The sequence below is a fragment of the Mastigocoleus testarum BC008 genome (genome assembly GCF_001456025.1).
Lineage (GTDB): Bacteria > Cyanobacteriota > Cyanobacteriia > Cyanobacteriales > Nostocaceae > Mastigocoleus > Mastigocoleus testarum.
The window spans coordinates 1-15,595 of sequence record NZ_LMTZ01000067.1 but is presented as its reverse complement, the minus strand read 5'-3'; the positions used below and the strand labels follow the sequence as shown (position 1 = coordinate 15,595).

Sequence of the window (15,595 nt, the reverse complement as noted above, 5' to 3'; positions counted from 1 at the left end):
TTCTTTGACAAGCTATGATTTTATCCTTGAAGCTCTATTTTATGAAGCATTATTATATGCATCTTCATAGAGAATTGGTATAACTCGCAATTTATAGTATATAAATACACTAAATAATCAGTATTGAACTTATCTTTGTTATTAATATGGTAGAAACTAGTATGAAAATTAAATTTGATAAAAACAAAGCTGGTTAAAAGAAATTATTGTTTATCACAGACTAACTTCATCTTTTCTTATCAATTATCTTAAAGTTAAAAATAATTCTTCATAGTAATACTCAGTTATTTCTCCTATTTACGATTTCAAAACAATTTTGTTAAATTTTGCTTATTAAACCAAACAGTACTTCTTAACAGAAGAGATTTGAAATGATAACTAATTTATTAAAAAAAGTTTTAGTTTACAGCACAATTGGTACAGTAATTGGATTTTCCACAATTCTTGGTGCTGCAAACTCAGCAGCAGCATTAATAGTTGAATCTGAATCAACAAACAATAAAGGTGTAATACAAGATATTTCCCATATTGTTTTCTATATGAAAGATAATTCGGGGGATATTACTAAAGTTAAAATTGATAGTGTCTCTGGTACAACATCTTACGATGCCACAAATTTCTTGAAAACAGAATATCCTGATTCTCAAGTATTAGCTTACCAAGTGAAAGCTAGTACCTTCAAATCTTTAAATTTCGTCTTAGATGGATATTCCTTACAAGATTTACCTAATCTTGATAAGAATGGAGCAGATAAAACTTATCAATACTCACAAGTTTCTAATCTTCCCGACCCAGGACTTAATCAAACAAATAGTAACACTTCACACAACCAACAATCCAACACTCAAACTGGAGAACCTACTTACCTTGGTAGCCAAGAATCTTCTACCAACAAAGTTACAGTTCCAGAGCCCGGAACCACAGCTGCAATCGCAATCTTTGCACTAGGCGGATTTACTGGAATCTCCACCTTCAAGGGCAATAAGAAACAACAAGTTTGAAGACCAGAGAGTTTGAGTTTTATACTCTCCAAAGGTGAATAATGTTGTTCTAGCAAAAATCGTATAAATTTAAAGTTATCCCTTCTCTTCTTTTTTGTACATGGCAGATAGCTCTGTGACTCTGCCTATTTTTATTTAGGGTTTATTTGCAAAATGAATCTTGGTTTATCTGATCAAAAATATAAAGAATTACAACATGCTTTAATTAATGCTTTTCCTGGCAAAGCTTCTCTTGAGCAAATGTTACACTTTGAGTTAGATAAAAACCTATATGAAATACAAAAAGAAACTAACATACAAGATATTGTACTTCATTTAATAAAAACAGCTTATAAAGAGAACTGGATTGAAGATTTAATTGATGCTGCACGAAATAGAAATCCTGAAAATCCCAACTTGAAAGCTACATTTATTCAAACCTCAAATCAAGAAAATACTGAAGATGATGATAAATCTGTTTTAGTCAAAAAAATTCTTAAAAACAGAGTTCATGGGCAAGACTTCAGTGGTGCTTACCTTTATGGTGCCACCCTCAGTGGTGCTAACCTCAGTGGTGCTAACCTCAGTGGTGCATACCTCAGCGGTACCAACCTCAGCGGTGCCAACCTCAGTGGTGCATACCTCATAAATGCCTATCTATATGATACCTACCTTTATGGTGTTAACCTTAGCACTGCCAACCTCACAAACGCCTACCTTTATGGTGCTAACCTCAGTGGTGCATACCTCAGTAGCACCGATCTCAGTGGTGCCGACCTCATAACTTCTAAGGTCGAAAACGCCAGATTTGCAAATAACCCAGGAATTTCTGAAGAACTTAAGCTCTATCTAATTCAAAGCGGAGCAATTTTTGAGGATAGCCCAGCTGACCACGACCGAGTTCTGGTTCCCCTTTAAGAAAGCAATTCGCTCAAAGAATGTATAAAAAGTATAATCTTCACTTAAAACTTAGACGTAAGTGGCAAGGGTATCTGTAAGGCGCTACAAGATAGTAGGCCACAATGGCAAAAATCGATGCAATCATACATCAATTATAGAATTATTGACAATAAGTCTGAAACAAGGTATTTCTGTTCATTTAGAGTAGTAAGTTTGTACGATGCGCAAGTCCTAAGTATATGTATTTTCTGATACTTTTTATCTTGATTTCTAAGTAAATTCATAACAGTGCTTAATTATGAATTTATATTTGCATTGTAAGAAATCTCATTATTTGCAAAAATAATCCGACCCTCGACTCTCGGGATTACGAGGAAATCTAAAAACAAAAATTAATTAGCATAATCCAATTAGTTTTGAAGATTGGGAAAAAGAAAGTTAATCAAACTTCCAACATTTACACCACAAAACTGAAGGACAATTTTAATGAAAACCAAATTTTTAGCCATTATTGCTGCTGGTTTAAGTGCGGTTGGTAGCATTATTACAGCTGTACCTGCAAATGCAGTAGAGCAAGAGGTCAATGTTGAAATCACTATTCAACCAACAATGTTCTTGCGGACTTTTGAGAATATCAGTTTAGATATTACTCAAGGAGACCTAGGAGCAAACGATAAAGATTTTGATTCAACTAATACTACAACTGATGGCAATACTAGCATTACTTTGACCCCAAGACCATCTCTTGTTGATGGAATTGAATTATCAGCAGTACAAAAACAAGTTAAAGAACTCTATGCTGTTTGGGCTAATAGCGGTACAACGGTAAATGTAAGTATTGAAGCAACTCAAGATACATTAACAAACACTGCAGATGGTACATCTACTGCACTAATTACTGCTACATAAAATATAGACAAAACTGCCAGCCCTTATCAGTTATATGTTTTAGCCGATAAATTGTTGGTTGGGGCTGCCACGTTCGTGGCGCTAGCCGCGCGTCATTCTGCGGGGGCTGTAGCATGAGTAATCTAATAGTACAAACTAACCCGACCCCGCTCGTGGCAAGGGCTGGCAGTTTTGTCCAGGTTTTTCCCTACTGCTGTTACACCTACTGAACCTAGTGGATCTCCAACAGCAATTCAACCTTTAGTTGGTGGTGCTGACTTTACATTCGATCTCACAAATGCTATTGCTACTGGAACATATAACGGAGGTGTGGTTAGAGTGAAAGTAGAAGCACAACTCTAATCCAGATATAATTACAAAGTTTAAGACATATCGTAAGTACCTATAATCTTGCAGAATCCAATTACCTCGAGTTTCCTGCGTTCACTAAAAAAGCCGTCCGTAGTGGACGGCTTTGTTTTTCAAAGAATAAGGTTTTTAGCTTTTGTCTTAACCCGAATTCTGGTTGAACTAGTAACAGATGTGGATATTCATGGAGGACAGCAAATGTTATTTTTATTACTAAATATCGATGATAAACGTTATGCCTTAGAAAGCCAGCAAGTTGTAGAAGTGCTTCCCCTCGTTATCTTAGAAACCCTTCCCCACACACCTGAATACATTGCTGGTGTTTTTAACTACCGGGGACGAATAGTTCCAGTTATTGACTTATGCCAGTTAATACGGGGTAAACCCTGCTGTGAACATTTGAGTACTCGCATTATCCTAACTAATTACAACAATGATGAAGGTGACAATTCTTCAGAATCAGCAACTTCCCATGTTTTTGGTTTGATGGCAGAACGGGTTGTAGAAACTTTACGCAAGTCTGACGCTGAATTGATCGATCCAAATATCCAGATAGATGCAGCTGCCTACTTGGGTAAGATGATTGTAGACGACCAAGATACGATTCAGTGTATAGATTTAGATTGTTTGTTGTCAAAAGTTGAGCGAATGCATTTTTTACCCCAAGCTAAATAAAAACTTTTAAATGTAAATGACACAATCTCTCATCGAAGTTTTACTGAAAAGCAAGATAGGTTTAGATGTAAATTCAATTAATTCTGGCATAGTTGCAAGAGCGATCGCTCAACGGATGGCAGATTGTGGAATTCTAGAGATAGAAAGTTATTTACAGAGGTTGCAGGAATCTAACCAGGAATGGGAGGCACTAGTTGAAGGTGTGATTGTTCCAGAAACCTGGTTTTTTCGAGAGCGAGAATCGTTTAATTTTCTCAAGGGTTACGTAATATCTGAGTGGTTGCCAACTCAATCTCAGGGCGTATTGCGGGTTCTCAGTATTCCCTGTTCTACAGGAGAAGAACCCTATTCGATTGTGATTGCTCTTTTAGAGGCAGGATTAGCTGCTGCAAACATTCATATTGATGCCGTTGATATTAGTAAAAACAACTTATTAGCTGCCCAACGGGGCATTTATCACAATTACTCATTTCGTGGTAATCCTCCCTCCTTTCAAGAGCGCTATTTTCAAGGAACAGAGGCAGGATATCAACTATGCCAACAGGTGAGGGGCATGGTTAATTTTATGCATGGGAACTTAGCAGATCCTTATTTTTTGGTTGGCGTATCGCCCTATGATGTCATCTTTTGTCGCAACTTGTTGATCTACTTCGATGCCGCCACCAAGAAACGTACAATGCGAATTCTGGAAAGATTGCTTACCAAAGATGGCTTGCTATTTCTGAGCCATGCTGAAACTGGGTTGTTTCTCAATACTCGGTTTATCCCAGTTCGTCATCCCAGAGTCTTTGCCTATCGTAAGTCTAGAGTACAAAGGAGCGATCACGCAAAAACTACGAAAAAACCCACCTCAACTCACCCAGGAAAACGAACTACAAACAAAACTCCTTTTTTACAAGTAACACAGTATAAAAAACAAGACATTATCACTAAAAATACTGAAAAGCCATCAGCAAATTCTCAGGCTAACTTGCTCGAAACAAGCAAAACTTTAGCAAATCAAGGTCATTTGCATGAGGCAGCACAACTATGCAATGACTATATTAGCCAAAATCCCGTCAGTGCTGAGGCATATGTTCTACTTGGTGAGGTACAGCAAGGCATGGGTAACAATGAGCAAGCAGCACAGTCTTTACAAAAAGCAATTTACCTGCAACCTAATTGTGAAGAAGCACTAACACATCTAGCATTACTGAGAGAAAATCAGGGGGATGTGGGAAGTGCAACTTTGCTCTGGCAGCGAATACGGCGACTCCTGAAGAAAAGGTGAGAGGTTAAGTAAAGTGTTCTTGCTTTTCAAATACCTATGCATCAAACTTTTCAGGCTTCGATTACCATCAAACTCACGTTAAATTAGTTAACTTTAGATAAAGTCAAATACCTCACGGGGTGCTTGTTACCCCGTGAGGTCAAATAAAATTGTAGATATTATTCATTTTTTTGGGAATTATAAATATACATTAGGCATCATTCGTCAGAGTTTGGTTCCTGACGCTATCGCTAATACACCCCACTGTTGTCGCACAGCTAAAAAATGTGTGAAATTCTTGTGGGATGGGCTTCTAACCCGCACCACAATCAAATCTATTCCATCACTTTAGGTATGTCTAGATACTACATATTAAAAAATAAAATATAAGTCTTACAAAATAAATTTAAACACTAGAATAAGCATATGAAACAAGGAACGCAAACAACAAAAATTAACCAGCTAGTCCTGGGTGGTTTTGGAATAATTATTGTCCTCACAGGAATTACCAATTTTGTATCTAAGTCACTGAATGATTCTCTCTCAAAAGCCAATGATTGGATTATACATACTAATAATGTTACAGCAAGTTTAATAAGTATAAAAAAGATTTTGATTGATGCAGAAACAGGTCAAAGGGGATTTATAATTACAAATAGAGAAAGATATTTAGAACCTTATATTCAGGCGAAAGAAGACATTTCGGAAGTTATCAAAACATCTAAAGAAAAAATCAGTGATAATCCCGAACAAGTAAATAGACTGAGTAAGATAGAAGCCCTTGCCGATAAAAAATTTGAGGAACTAGCAGAAACAATCGCTTTGAAAAAAGCAGGAAAAGAACAAGAAACTTTGTCTTTAATACTTTCTGATAAAGGCAAAAATATTATGAATGAAATCAGGCAAAGAATTGATGAAATGCTGCAAATAGAAAAACAATTACTAGAGCAGCGAAAAAAGAAAGCCGAACAAATCCAAAATGTTGCCAACTTTATTTATTGGGCAAGTCTTGTGTGCATAATTATTGTTGCAATTATCGTATCATTTTTGATTATTGTTGTACTCAACCACTCTTTAAATCTTTCCTTACAAAGCGCGTTTAATTTTACAGAGAAAATTGCTGCGGGTGATTTAACAAATAAGTTGGATGTCTACTCAAATGATGTGATTGGTAAGTTCATGACTGCACTCAAAAATATGAGCCACAGTCTAAACATGCTCATTTACAAGGTACAACGGTCAGGTATTCAAGTCACCTCTTCTAGCACCCAGATAGCGGCTTCTGGTAAACAATTAGAAGCAACCATCACCGAACAAGTAGCTGCCACTAACGAAGTTGCTGCTGCTGCCAAGGAAATCTCTGCCACCTCCACACAACTGGTAAAAACAATGGAGGAAGTCGCAGAAATGTCCCAAATGACGGCAAAAGCAGCTACTGAGAACCAAAAAGACTTATTGCAGATGGAAACAACCATGCAGCAGCTGACAGAAGCTACCAACTCCATTGCTGCCAGACTGGGGGTTATTAGCGAAAAAGCAAACAATATTAATAATATTGTTGTCACCATTACTAAGGTGGCAGACCAAACCAATTTGCTATCTTTAAATGCCGCTATTGAAGCAGAAAAAGCCGGAGAATATGGCTTGGGATTTGCTGTGGTTGCTCGAGAAATTCGCCGACTGGCAGACCAAACCGCAGTTGCCACTCTAGATATTGAGCAAATGGTCAAGCAGATGCAGTCTTCAGTGTCCACAGGAGTAATGGAGATGGATAAATTTGCTACCGAGGTGGGACAGAGTGTGGAAGATGTTGCCCGCATCAGTACTCAAACCACACAAATTATCGAACAGGTACAACAGTTAACACCGCGATTTGAAGAGGTTAACCAAGGTATGGAAACCCAGTCCCAGGGAGCGCAGCAAATTAGTGAAGCAATGAGCCAACTAAGCAATACCTCGATGCAAACAGCAGATTCCCTACGGGATATTAATCATGCCATCGCCCAACTGAATCAAGTCTCCCAAGGACTGAGCCAAGAAATTTCCCGCTTTAAGTTGAAGACAGAAGATTTTACACCCCATTACACTGAAAGTAATCAAACAATTTCACCAGGGATAGCGTAATTTTTGATTCGTGATTTGTAAATATGAGCACCATCAATGCCCCATCAAATATTGAACATTGCTGGAACGTAATTGGCGTTACGGGCGATCACTCTTGTCCGGAATTATCTACACATATCCACTGTCGGAATTGCCCCGTACACTCTAGTGCGGGACGGGATTTACTAGAGCGTTCCCCTTTTGAAAATTATCGCCATGAGTGGACGGAATTATTTGCCCAAACGGGGGTAGGGAAGCATATCGACTCCAACACCTTACCTACTACCGAAACCCTGACGGTGATGATTTTTCGTTTGCAACAGGAATGGCTGGCACTTGCCGTTCAGGTTTTCCAAGAAACAACTCCGCCCAGTGTAGTTCATACCATACCCCATCGCAGCAATCAAATCCTGCGGGGATTGGTGAATATCCGAGGGGAATTGCATTTGTGTATCTCGTTAAGCCACCTATTAAATCTCCAAGTTACTGATATTACTCCTCAATCAATCAATGCAGTGGTGTATCCACGGATGCTAGTGATGGAAAATACTGGTAACACTTGGGTGTTTGCGGTGGATGAAATTTACGGAATACAACGATTTCATCACAATGAATTACGAGATCCTCCCAAAAACATGGCGCGAGCAAACCAAACTTATAGCAAGGGATTCTTCCACTGGCATTCGCGCATTGTGAGCTATTTGGATGATGAACTATTATTTACAACCCTGGCGAAAAAGGTATTGCCATGAGTTCAGAGACAAATTTAACTAATCTCTCCTTGCTGGAATTATTCAACATGGAAGTAAAAACCCAAGTTGCCCTGTTGAATAATAATCTGTTGGCACTGGAAAATAAACCCGAACCAACTGAAGAATTGACGGCTTTGATGCGAGCAGCCCATTCTATTAAGGGAGCTGCAAAAATTGTCCAAGTGGATGCTGCTGTTTCCCTCGCTCACGTCATGGAAGACTACTTCGTTGCAGTTCAGGAGGGAACAATTACCTTAAATGCGGCTCATGTTGATGTGTTATTGCAAGCAGTAGATATACTCTTGCAAATTGCGGATGATTGTGTGAATCAACCGGAAGTACAATTTGCTGAAGATGAGAGAATCACATCCTTGGTGAAAGCGATTGCTGAGAACGCGCGGATGAGTTCGCCTTGCCGCGTTAAAACGCAGATGCCCTCCAATTTGGGGAATGAAGAAGTAGGAAATGAGGATGTGTGGACACGGGGACAAAAAAAATTAGAATTTCCCATTCCCCCACTCTCCCAATCCCCACCTCCAGAACAACCAACTATCACCCAAAACCGCGTAGTCCGAGTTGGTGCTGATAATCTCAATCGCTTGATGGGTTTAGCGGGGGAGTCTTTAGTAGAGGCAAAATGGTTAGAACCATTTGCTGATTCTTTGCTGGAATTAAAACACCGTCAGACGGATTTATTCAGTCTGTTAGAGAATTTACAGGATTTGCTGAGGAACAGCCACTTGGATCAGCAGATTCAGGAACAGTTAAGTGTGGCTCATCAAACAGCTAATGAATGTCGCCAGATATTGAGTGATCGCCATAACGAACTGGAAATTTTTTCCCAGCGTTGTGCTAACTTGGCTGAACGTTTGTATCGACAAGCGATCACTACTCATATGCGTCCCTTTACTGATGCTGGCTTGGAATTTCCCCGTTTGGTGCGGGATTTAGCCAGACAATTGGGTAAACGGGTGAATTTAGAAATTGTGGGTAAGTCCACTCTGATAGACCGAGATATCTTAGAACGGCTGAAGGCTCCCCTTACCCATATTTTGCGAAATGCCATAGATCATGGAATAGAATCTCCCCAGGAACGTCTAGCTGTAGGGAAACCGGAAGCCGGAAATATTTCCCTGGAAGTTACCCATCACGCTGGAATGTTGTTGATTACCGTTACAGATGATGGTAGAGGCATAGATTTAGAGTTTTTGCGTCAAGAAGTTGTAAGAAAACAACTAACCAATAAAAAAATGGCTACTCATCTCACGGAAGCAGAGTTGATGCAGTTTCTCTTTTTGCCCGGATTTTCAACAGCGACAACTGTTACGGAAATCTCCGGTCGTGGGGTGGGATTAGATGTAGCTTACAATACTCTGCGAGAGATTGGCGGTAGTCTGCGGGCAGTTTCTAAACCCGAACATGGAATCACATTTTCCTTGCAATTACCCCTAACTTTATCCGTAATTAGAACCTTGCTGGTGGAAATTTCCGGAGAACCCTATGCTTTTGCTATATCGCGGATTGAAAGGGTGGTAATGCTGTCTAAGTCCGATATCTTGTTATCAGAAAATCAGCATTTTTTTATACTGGATGATTGTCCAGTCTTATTAATATCAGGGCATCAAGTATTGGATTTACCGTCACCTGCCGAAAATTCGGAATTACTACCAGTCATCGTCATCAGCGATCGCTCTAGCAGTCATTCCCAAGCTAGGAGGAATACTCAGCTTCAGGAAGCAAACCCAAATTTCCGGGTTGAGATGAATAATCACTCCAGCCATTATGGGTTGATAGTAGATAGATTTCTTGGTGAGTACAGTTTAGTTGTCAGACCATTAGATCCCCGTCTGGGGAAAGTACCTAACATTAGTGCTGCTGCTCTCCTGGAAGATGGGTCTCCAGTAATAATTGTAGATGTGGAGGATCTCGTGCGTTCTATTGCTAAGGTGCTGGCGAGCGGGCAAATTAGTCAACTAAATCAGTCTACCCAGCAGAATGCTAACAAAACATACAAGCATGTCCTAGTAGTCGATGACTCCATTACCGTACGCGAAATGGAGCGCAAACTCTTGGAAAATAATGGCTATCAAGTAGATGTGGCGGTAAACGGCATAGATGGCTGGAATGCAGTCCGTAGTGGTAATTACAACTTGGTAATTACAGATATTGATATGCCCCGCATGAATGGTTTTCAACTGACCAGCTATATTAAAACCCATAGCGAATTAAAGCATATACCCGTGATTATTGTTTCCTACAAAGACCGTGAAGAAGACCGCTTACAAGGACTAAAAGTGGGTGCTGATTACTACCTAACTAAAAGTAGCTTTCATGATGACACCCTCATGGAAGCCGTAATTGACCTAGTTGGCGAGGCGTAAACTGTGAGAATTGCCATTGTTAACGATACCTTCATGGTAGTAGAAGTTCTGAGGCGCATCGTAGTAAATATATCAGACTGTGAGTTATCGTGGGTTGCCTACGATGGTGTGGAAGCAGTAAGCAACTGTGCTTTGGATACTCCTGACTTGATTTTGATGGATGTGGTGATGCCGAGAATGGACGGAGTTGAAGCTACTCGGCAAATCATGAAACAGTCTCCCTGTGCCATTCTCATGGTTACTGCTAGCATTAATAAATACGCAGCCAAGGTTTTTGAAGCAATGGGTTATGGAGCTTTGGATGCCGTAAATACCCCAATATTGTCCGGTCAACAGAAGGATGGTAGTACGGGGTTGCTAAATAAAATTGCTACCATTGCCAGGCTGATTGGTAAATCATCTCGCCAGCGTTCGCAACTCACCACACCACCTGCAAATTCTCACCAAGGGAAACGACTTCCACCACTAATCGCCATCGGAGCTTCTACTGGCGGTCCCCAGGCGTTGACAACTATTCTCTCCCAATTTCCCAGAGATGCTAATGCTGCTGTGGTGATTATCCAGCATATTGATGCGGAGTTTGCTCTTGGCTTTGCTAATTGGTTAAACCAGCAAGTTTCCATACCCGTGCAGCTTGCCACACCAGGCTGTTTGTTAGAGCCTGGTAAGGTTCTGGTTGCAGGCACAAATCATCATCTGGTAATCTGTCCTGACTTGAGTCTGGCTTATGAGAACCAACCACTTGATTGTGTCTACCGTCCATCCATTGATGTTTTCTTTCAAAGCTTGGCTAGCTATTGGTGGGGAGAAGGGGTTGGGGTGCTACTTACAGGTATGGGGCGAGATGGAGCCGCAGGCTTAAAGCAAATGCGCTCAAGAGGTTGGCATACAATTGCTCAAAATCAGGAGACTTCCATTGTTTATGGTATGCCCAAAGCAGCAGTTGAGTTAGAAGCCGCTGTGGAGGTTCTATCTATTGAGGCCATCGCCTCTCAAATTATCAGACATTCCCAATTTACCCCTTAACCAATAGCAGATAAACAATCCAATGACATGCAATCCCTAACTCTAGAAGCTCGTACCAAATACTTGCTCATTCAAAAAATATCCCAAATCAATATTAGGAGATGCTTGATCATGTTCCAATCAAAAGCAGTCTCCCATCCGGCAGAAGTGACTGTCTCAAATCATAGTATTGACTCACAATCCCTGCAAAAAAAACCATTAGAAAACCCCATTATAGAAACTTCTCACACAAATCTAGTCACAGTTGTGCTGATTGACGATCAACCATTCATTGGCGAAGCAGTCCGTCGCATTCTAGAAACCGAAACAGATATTGCTTTTAACTACATCAGCGATCCTACCCAAGCAATTCAGAGGGCGATCGCACTTGCTCCCACAGTCATCCTTCTCGATATGGTAATGCCAGAAGTAGATGGATTGATGCTGCTGCGTTGGTTTCGCTCTCATCCTGCCACTTGTGATGTTCCCATAATTATGTTATCCAACAAAGAAGAAGCAAAACTAAAAGCGCGAACATTCACCGACGGAGCAAATGACTACCTAATTAAGTTACCCGATGCAGTTGAGTTAATTGCCCGTATCCGCTACCACTCCAGGGCATACAATAACTTTAAAGCACTTAATCAAGCAGCCGCTACAGCCCAACTCCAAGTCCAACTAATTCAAACCGAGAAAATGTCAAGTTTGAAACGGATGGTTGCAGGAGTAGCACATGAAGTTAATAACCCTGTGAATTTTATTCATGGGAATTTAAATCACTTACATAACCATGTTGAATCTATATTAAATTTAATCAAACTCTATCAACAAGAATATCCACAGCCAACCCCTGTAATTCAAGAAGAGGCTGAAAACATTAACTTTGATTTTATTATTGAGGATTTATCTAAAATAGTTTCTTCAATGAAATTGGGAACCGAACGCATTCGCGATATTGTTAAGTCTTTGCGTAATTTTTCTCGATTAGATGAAGCTGACAAGAAACTTGTGAGTATTGATGATGGCATTGAAAGTACACTTTTAATTTTGAGTCCCCGTCTCAAATCTGGAATTAAAATTATTAAAGAATATGGAGATTTACCTTTAATTGAATGCTATCCAGCAAAACTCAATCAAGTATTTATGAATATTATTAGCAATGCCATTGATGTTTTATTAGACAATCCAGAACAAACTGAAAAAATAATTATAATTAAAACTATAAAAACTGACGATCAAAAAGTAAATATAAGAATCCAAGACAATGGCTGCGGAATGAATGCAGAAATTAAGGGCAAAATCTTCGATCCTTTCTTTACAACTAAGCCCGTCAATCAAGGAACGGGGTTAGGATTAACCATTAGTTATCAAATTATTAAAAAACATCGGGGTAAGATTGAGGTAAAATCTGAATCTGGGTATGGAACAGAATTTATAATTGAAATCCCCATCACACTCAATAATGTTCGATGATAGGCAATAGGGGTGTCGATTGACTTTCTGTTTGTCAAATTGTCACCATTACTTAATTGAAGATGTGATATTTCCTTTACTTTCTTGTGATACCAATATTATTCATTTTCTCTAATTACTTATTTATAACTTTATTAAATCAATTTATTACCTTTGGTATTATGGTAACTTTAAATACAAGAGTGAGATAATTACCTTTTTACGTAATATCTAGATAAATTTAGGCATAAGTATTTTTTATTACACTAAAGTTATGAGCAAATAGACTTTTAATCGTACATTTCCTCAGTGGTTTATTTTTGTGTGTTTTTTCTTACTGCTTCTGGAACTAAAGCGAAAATATAAATAAGAGGGTCTTTAACAGCCCCTAAAGTTTTTTCTTCGTAAGGTCTAAGAAATGAGGGGGGAAGTCCTTCTTCCTACTTCCTGTCTGTATGAACCTTTGTTCAAGCGGAACTTGCAGTTTCAGACTGGAGACTGAAACCATGAAAATCAATTTACTAAAAAAACTCGAAAGCACTCTTTTGGCTAGTTCGTTGTGTCTTGCTGTTTTCCTTTTCCCCCTTAAAAGTGAGGCTTTGACTGTTCAAGAAGTTCCTAATCCCAGGCAAGAAGTGTATGGCGCTTGGGTAACAGATATGGCAGAGATTCTTACAGATTCCACAGAAGCCCAATTGAATCAGATGATTGAGGAATTAGAGGCGAAAAATGGCACAGAAATAGCAGTGGTAACAGTGGCAGAAACTGCTCCTGCTGCCTCACCTAAGGAATTTACAACAGAGTTATTTAATTATTGGGGAATTGGCAAAAAAGAACAGGATAACGGAGTGCTGTTTTTAATTTCAGTAGGCGATCGCCGAGTAGAAATTGAAACTGGCTATGGCGTGGAAGGGATTTTACCCGATGCCAAAGTAGGGAAAATTATCGACACGAAGATCAAACCACAATTTAAACAAGGTGACTTTGATGGGGGTACTTTAGCTGGAACAAAAGCACTGGTTATTGCTTTAGGAAGTGATCGAACATCCTCCGTCAGCGATAAACCTAGTCAAAATATTCCTGCTACTGGGTTTTTACTAGCTGGAGGTATCTTAGCACTTGCGATCGGAACTGCCGTTATCCTGATGAGTCGTAGAGTTAGGATTAAACCGATTGGACGTTCTCGTCTAAGTGGTGGTAGTCGAATTTTTTTCTGTGCTGATTGTCAGCAGAAGATGAAAAAAGTAGACAACGCCAAAGTTCAGTCAATGCTAAGTCAACCAGAGAAAATAGCGCAAGACCTTGGTAGTCTTAGATTTCAGGGCTGGAGATGTCCCAAATGTAGCCAAGATGATGAGAGATTCCATTTTATTACCTATGTTTCTTCCTCACCTCAATTTAAGCAATGTCCTAAATGTAATGAATTGACAGTTACTTGGACCAAGAAGATTCTCGAGCAGGCTACGCATTACAGTTCAGGACAAAGCCTGATAACTGACAAGTGCCACTGTTGTAACTATTCTCGACAGGGTAAAGAAACGATTCCTCGCTTACCTCCTGGTAACAGTTCTTGGAGTGGTAGCAGTGGCGGTGGATTCGGGGGTGGTAGCAGTGGCGGTGGTGGTGCTGGTGGTGATTGGTAATCGCCTTGAAGCTATTTGTATGAGTCAGTGTCTTAAGATTAGTTCTATTTAGCCATGATTAACCAAGAGATTCGTATTCCTTCTGATATTGCTCCAGAGGTTTTAGAGTTAGCCTCTCGGTATTATGCTGAACAAGAAAAAAGCTATTCCGATTCAGAATTGGTAGAAGCAGCAACAGAAGCGGGAATTCCTGCTCGGTTTATCGAGCAAGCAATTAAAGATATTCGGGCGCAGCATCAGCACAAGATAGAGCAGCACAGACAAGCAATCAAACATCGCCAAATGCTGCTGAAGATTAGTGCAGTTTTACTAGTGGCGATCGCGCTGTGGAACGTCTGGACTTACAATTCTCTCTCTGGTGCAGCCTTAAAAACTGAAGCAGCTTGGGCGCAAGTGGAAAATCAACTACAACGGCGCACAGATCTGATTCCCAATCTCGTCAGCGTAACCCAAACCTATGCACAACATGAAAAAGAACTAATATCTCTACTGGTTCAATCCCGCGAGGCTTATTTGCAGGCAGTTACTTCCTCAGAAAAAGCTACCGCCATGGTACAAGTCAATCAAGCCATTGGACGTTTTCGTAATTTGGTTTCTACCAATCCACAATTACAATCTTCTCAATTGTTCGTCAATCTTCAGTACGAGCTAGCAGGTACAGAAAATCGCTTAGCCGTAGAACGAATGCGCTACAACCGAAGCGTGCAAAACTATAATCAGAAAATTCAGGGATTCCCTAACTCTCTTATCGCCAAGGCTTTAGGATTTGAAAAACAATCCTTTTTCCGGGCTACTACTTCCCATGTTCCCCAAATCACAAAATAATAAGGTTCTTGTTAGCTTTTGGTGAAGTGCTTGGGTTTGAGTGATTTACAAAAAATAATACCAGTAATTTCTAAACGTCCCTTTATTGCACTACTAAAGAAAATAATGGTCAAAATAGTTACAATCTAATCTGATTATTCTCCGATAAAACTTTAAGCTGTTACATAAAATGTATATTTGCACTAACACTACACCTTCTTGTGAAGAATTAGAAATTCTAAAACCATTTTGGCTACGTTCCTCGCTGACTATAGTAATCCTAAATGATTTTGAAGAAAAATCAGATATTATAGCAACCGCCAGGTTAGCTAGGACGCTAAAGTCAAGACATGCTCCATGGCTTCTCGCAGTGTTCCAAAATTCTCGAGTTGTT

The 15,595-nt window shown here is 39.6% G+C and carries 14 protein-coding genes; all 14 read left to right on the top strand.

What is annotated here, in order from left to right:
• The first annotated feature begins 371 nt into the window (after window positions 1-371).
• The gene (locus tag BC008_RS11495; RefSeq protein WP_027846919.1) at window positions 372-1,001 is read left to right on the top strand and encodes a hypothetical protein; all 630 of its coding nucleotides are present in this window, start codon (window positions 372-374) and stop codon (window positions 999-1,001) included.
• 153 nt (window positions 1,002-1,154) lie between these two features.
• On the top strand, window positions 1,155-1,898 hold the full coding sequence (locus BC008_RS11490; RefSeq protein ID WP_058183553.1) for a pentapeptide repeat-containing protein: 744 nt from the start codon (window positions 1,155-1,157) through the stop codon (window positions 1,896-1,898).
• 468 nt (window positions 1,899-2,366) lie between these two features.
• A complete protein-coding gene (locus tag BC008_RS11485; protein WP_058183552.1) occupies window positions 2,367-2,789 on the top strand; it encodes a hypothetical protein in 423 nt (140 codons plus the stop codon).
• A 171-nt stretch (window positions 2,790-2,960) separates the two neighbouring features.
• On the top strand, window positions 2,961-3,131 hold the full coding sequence (locus tag BC008_RS49430; protein ID WP_161938107.1) for a hypothetical protein: 171 nt from the start codon (window positions 2,961-2,963) through the stop codon (window positions 3,129-3,131).
• A gap of 102 nt (window positions 3,132-3,233) precedes the next feature.
• Window positions 3,234-3,812 (top strand): chemotaxis protein CheW, encoded by a 579-nt coding sequence (locus tag BC008_RS11480; protein WP_235595859.1) that lies wholly within the window; start codon window positions 3,234-3,236, stop codon window positions 3,810-3,812.
• A 16-nt stretch (window positions 3,813-3,828) separates the two neighbouring features.
• Window positions 3,829-5,082: a CheR family methyltransferase gene (locus tag BC008_RS11475; protein ID WP_027844974.1), complete on the top strand. Its 1,254-nt coding sequence runs from the start codon at window positions 3,829-3,831 to the stop codon at window positions 5,080-5,082.
• Window positions 5,083-5,487: 405 nt separating this feature from the next.
• Window positions 5,488-7,185 carry a methyl-accepting chemotaxis protein gene (locus tag BC008_RS11470; RefSeq protein WP_058183551.1) on the top strand — a complete coding sequence of 566 codons (1,698 nt, stop codon included), beginning with the start codon at window positions 5,488-5,490 and terminating at the stop codon, window positions 7,183-7,185.
• Between the two features lie 23 nt (window positions 7,186-7,208).
• The gene (locus tag BC008_RS11465; RefSeq protein WP_027844975.1) at window positions 7,209-7,916 is read left to right on the top strand and encodes a chemotaxis protein CheW; all 708 of its coding nucleotides are present in this window, start codon (window positions 7,209-7,211) and stop codon (window positions 7,914-7,916) included.
• Complete coding sequence (locus tag BC008_RS11460; RefSeq protein ID WP_027844976.1) at window positions 7,913-10,297, top strand: hybrid sensor histidine kinase/response regulator; 2,385 nt, start codon at window positions 7,913-7,915, stop codon at window positions 10,295-10,297. The genes BC008_RS11465 and BC008_RS11460 overlap by 4 nt, the downstream gene beginning before the upstream one ends.
• A 3-nt stretch (window positions 10,298-10,300) precedes the next feature.
• Window positions 10,301-11,323 (top strand): chemotaxis response regulator protein-glutamate methylesterase, encoded by a 1,023-nt coding sequence (cheB, locus tag BC008_RS11455; protein ID WP_027844977.1) that lies wholly within the window; start codon window positions 10,301-10,303, stop codon window positions 11,321-11,323.
• 111 nt (window positions 11,324-11,434) lie between these two features.
• Window positions 11,435-12,775, top strand: coding sequence for a sensor histidine kinase (locus BC008_RS11450; RefSeq protein ID WP_082650542.1), 1,341 nt, complete (start codon window positions 11,435-11,437; stop codon window positions 12,773-12,775).
• Between the two features lie 485 nt (window positions 12,776-13,260).
• Complete coding sequence (locus tag BC008_RS11445) at window positions 13,261-14,397, top strand: TPM domain-containing protein (protein ID WP_027844979.1); 1,137 nt, start codon at window positions 13,261-13,263, stop codon at window positions 14,395-14,397.
• Window positions 14,398-14,451: 54 nt separating this feature from the next.
• Complete coding sequence (locus BC008_RS11440) at window positions 14,452-15,222, top strand: LemA family protein (protein ID WP_027844980.1); 771 nt, start codon at window positions 14,452-14,454, stop codon at window positions 15,220-15,222.
• A 169-nt stretch (window positions 15,223-15,391) separates the two neighbouring features.
• A partial coding sequence (locus BC008_RS51275) for a hypothetical protein (RefSeq protein ID WP_235595858.1) occupies window positions 15,392-15,595 on the top strand: 204 nt, incomplete at its 3' end.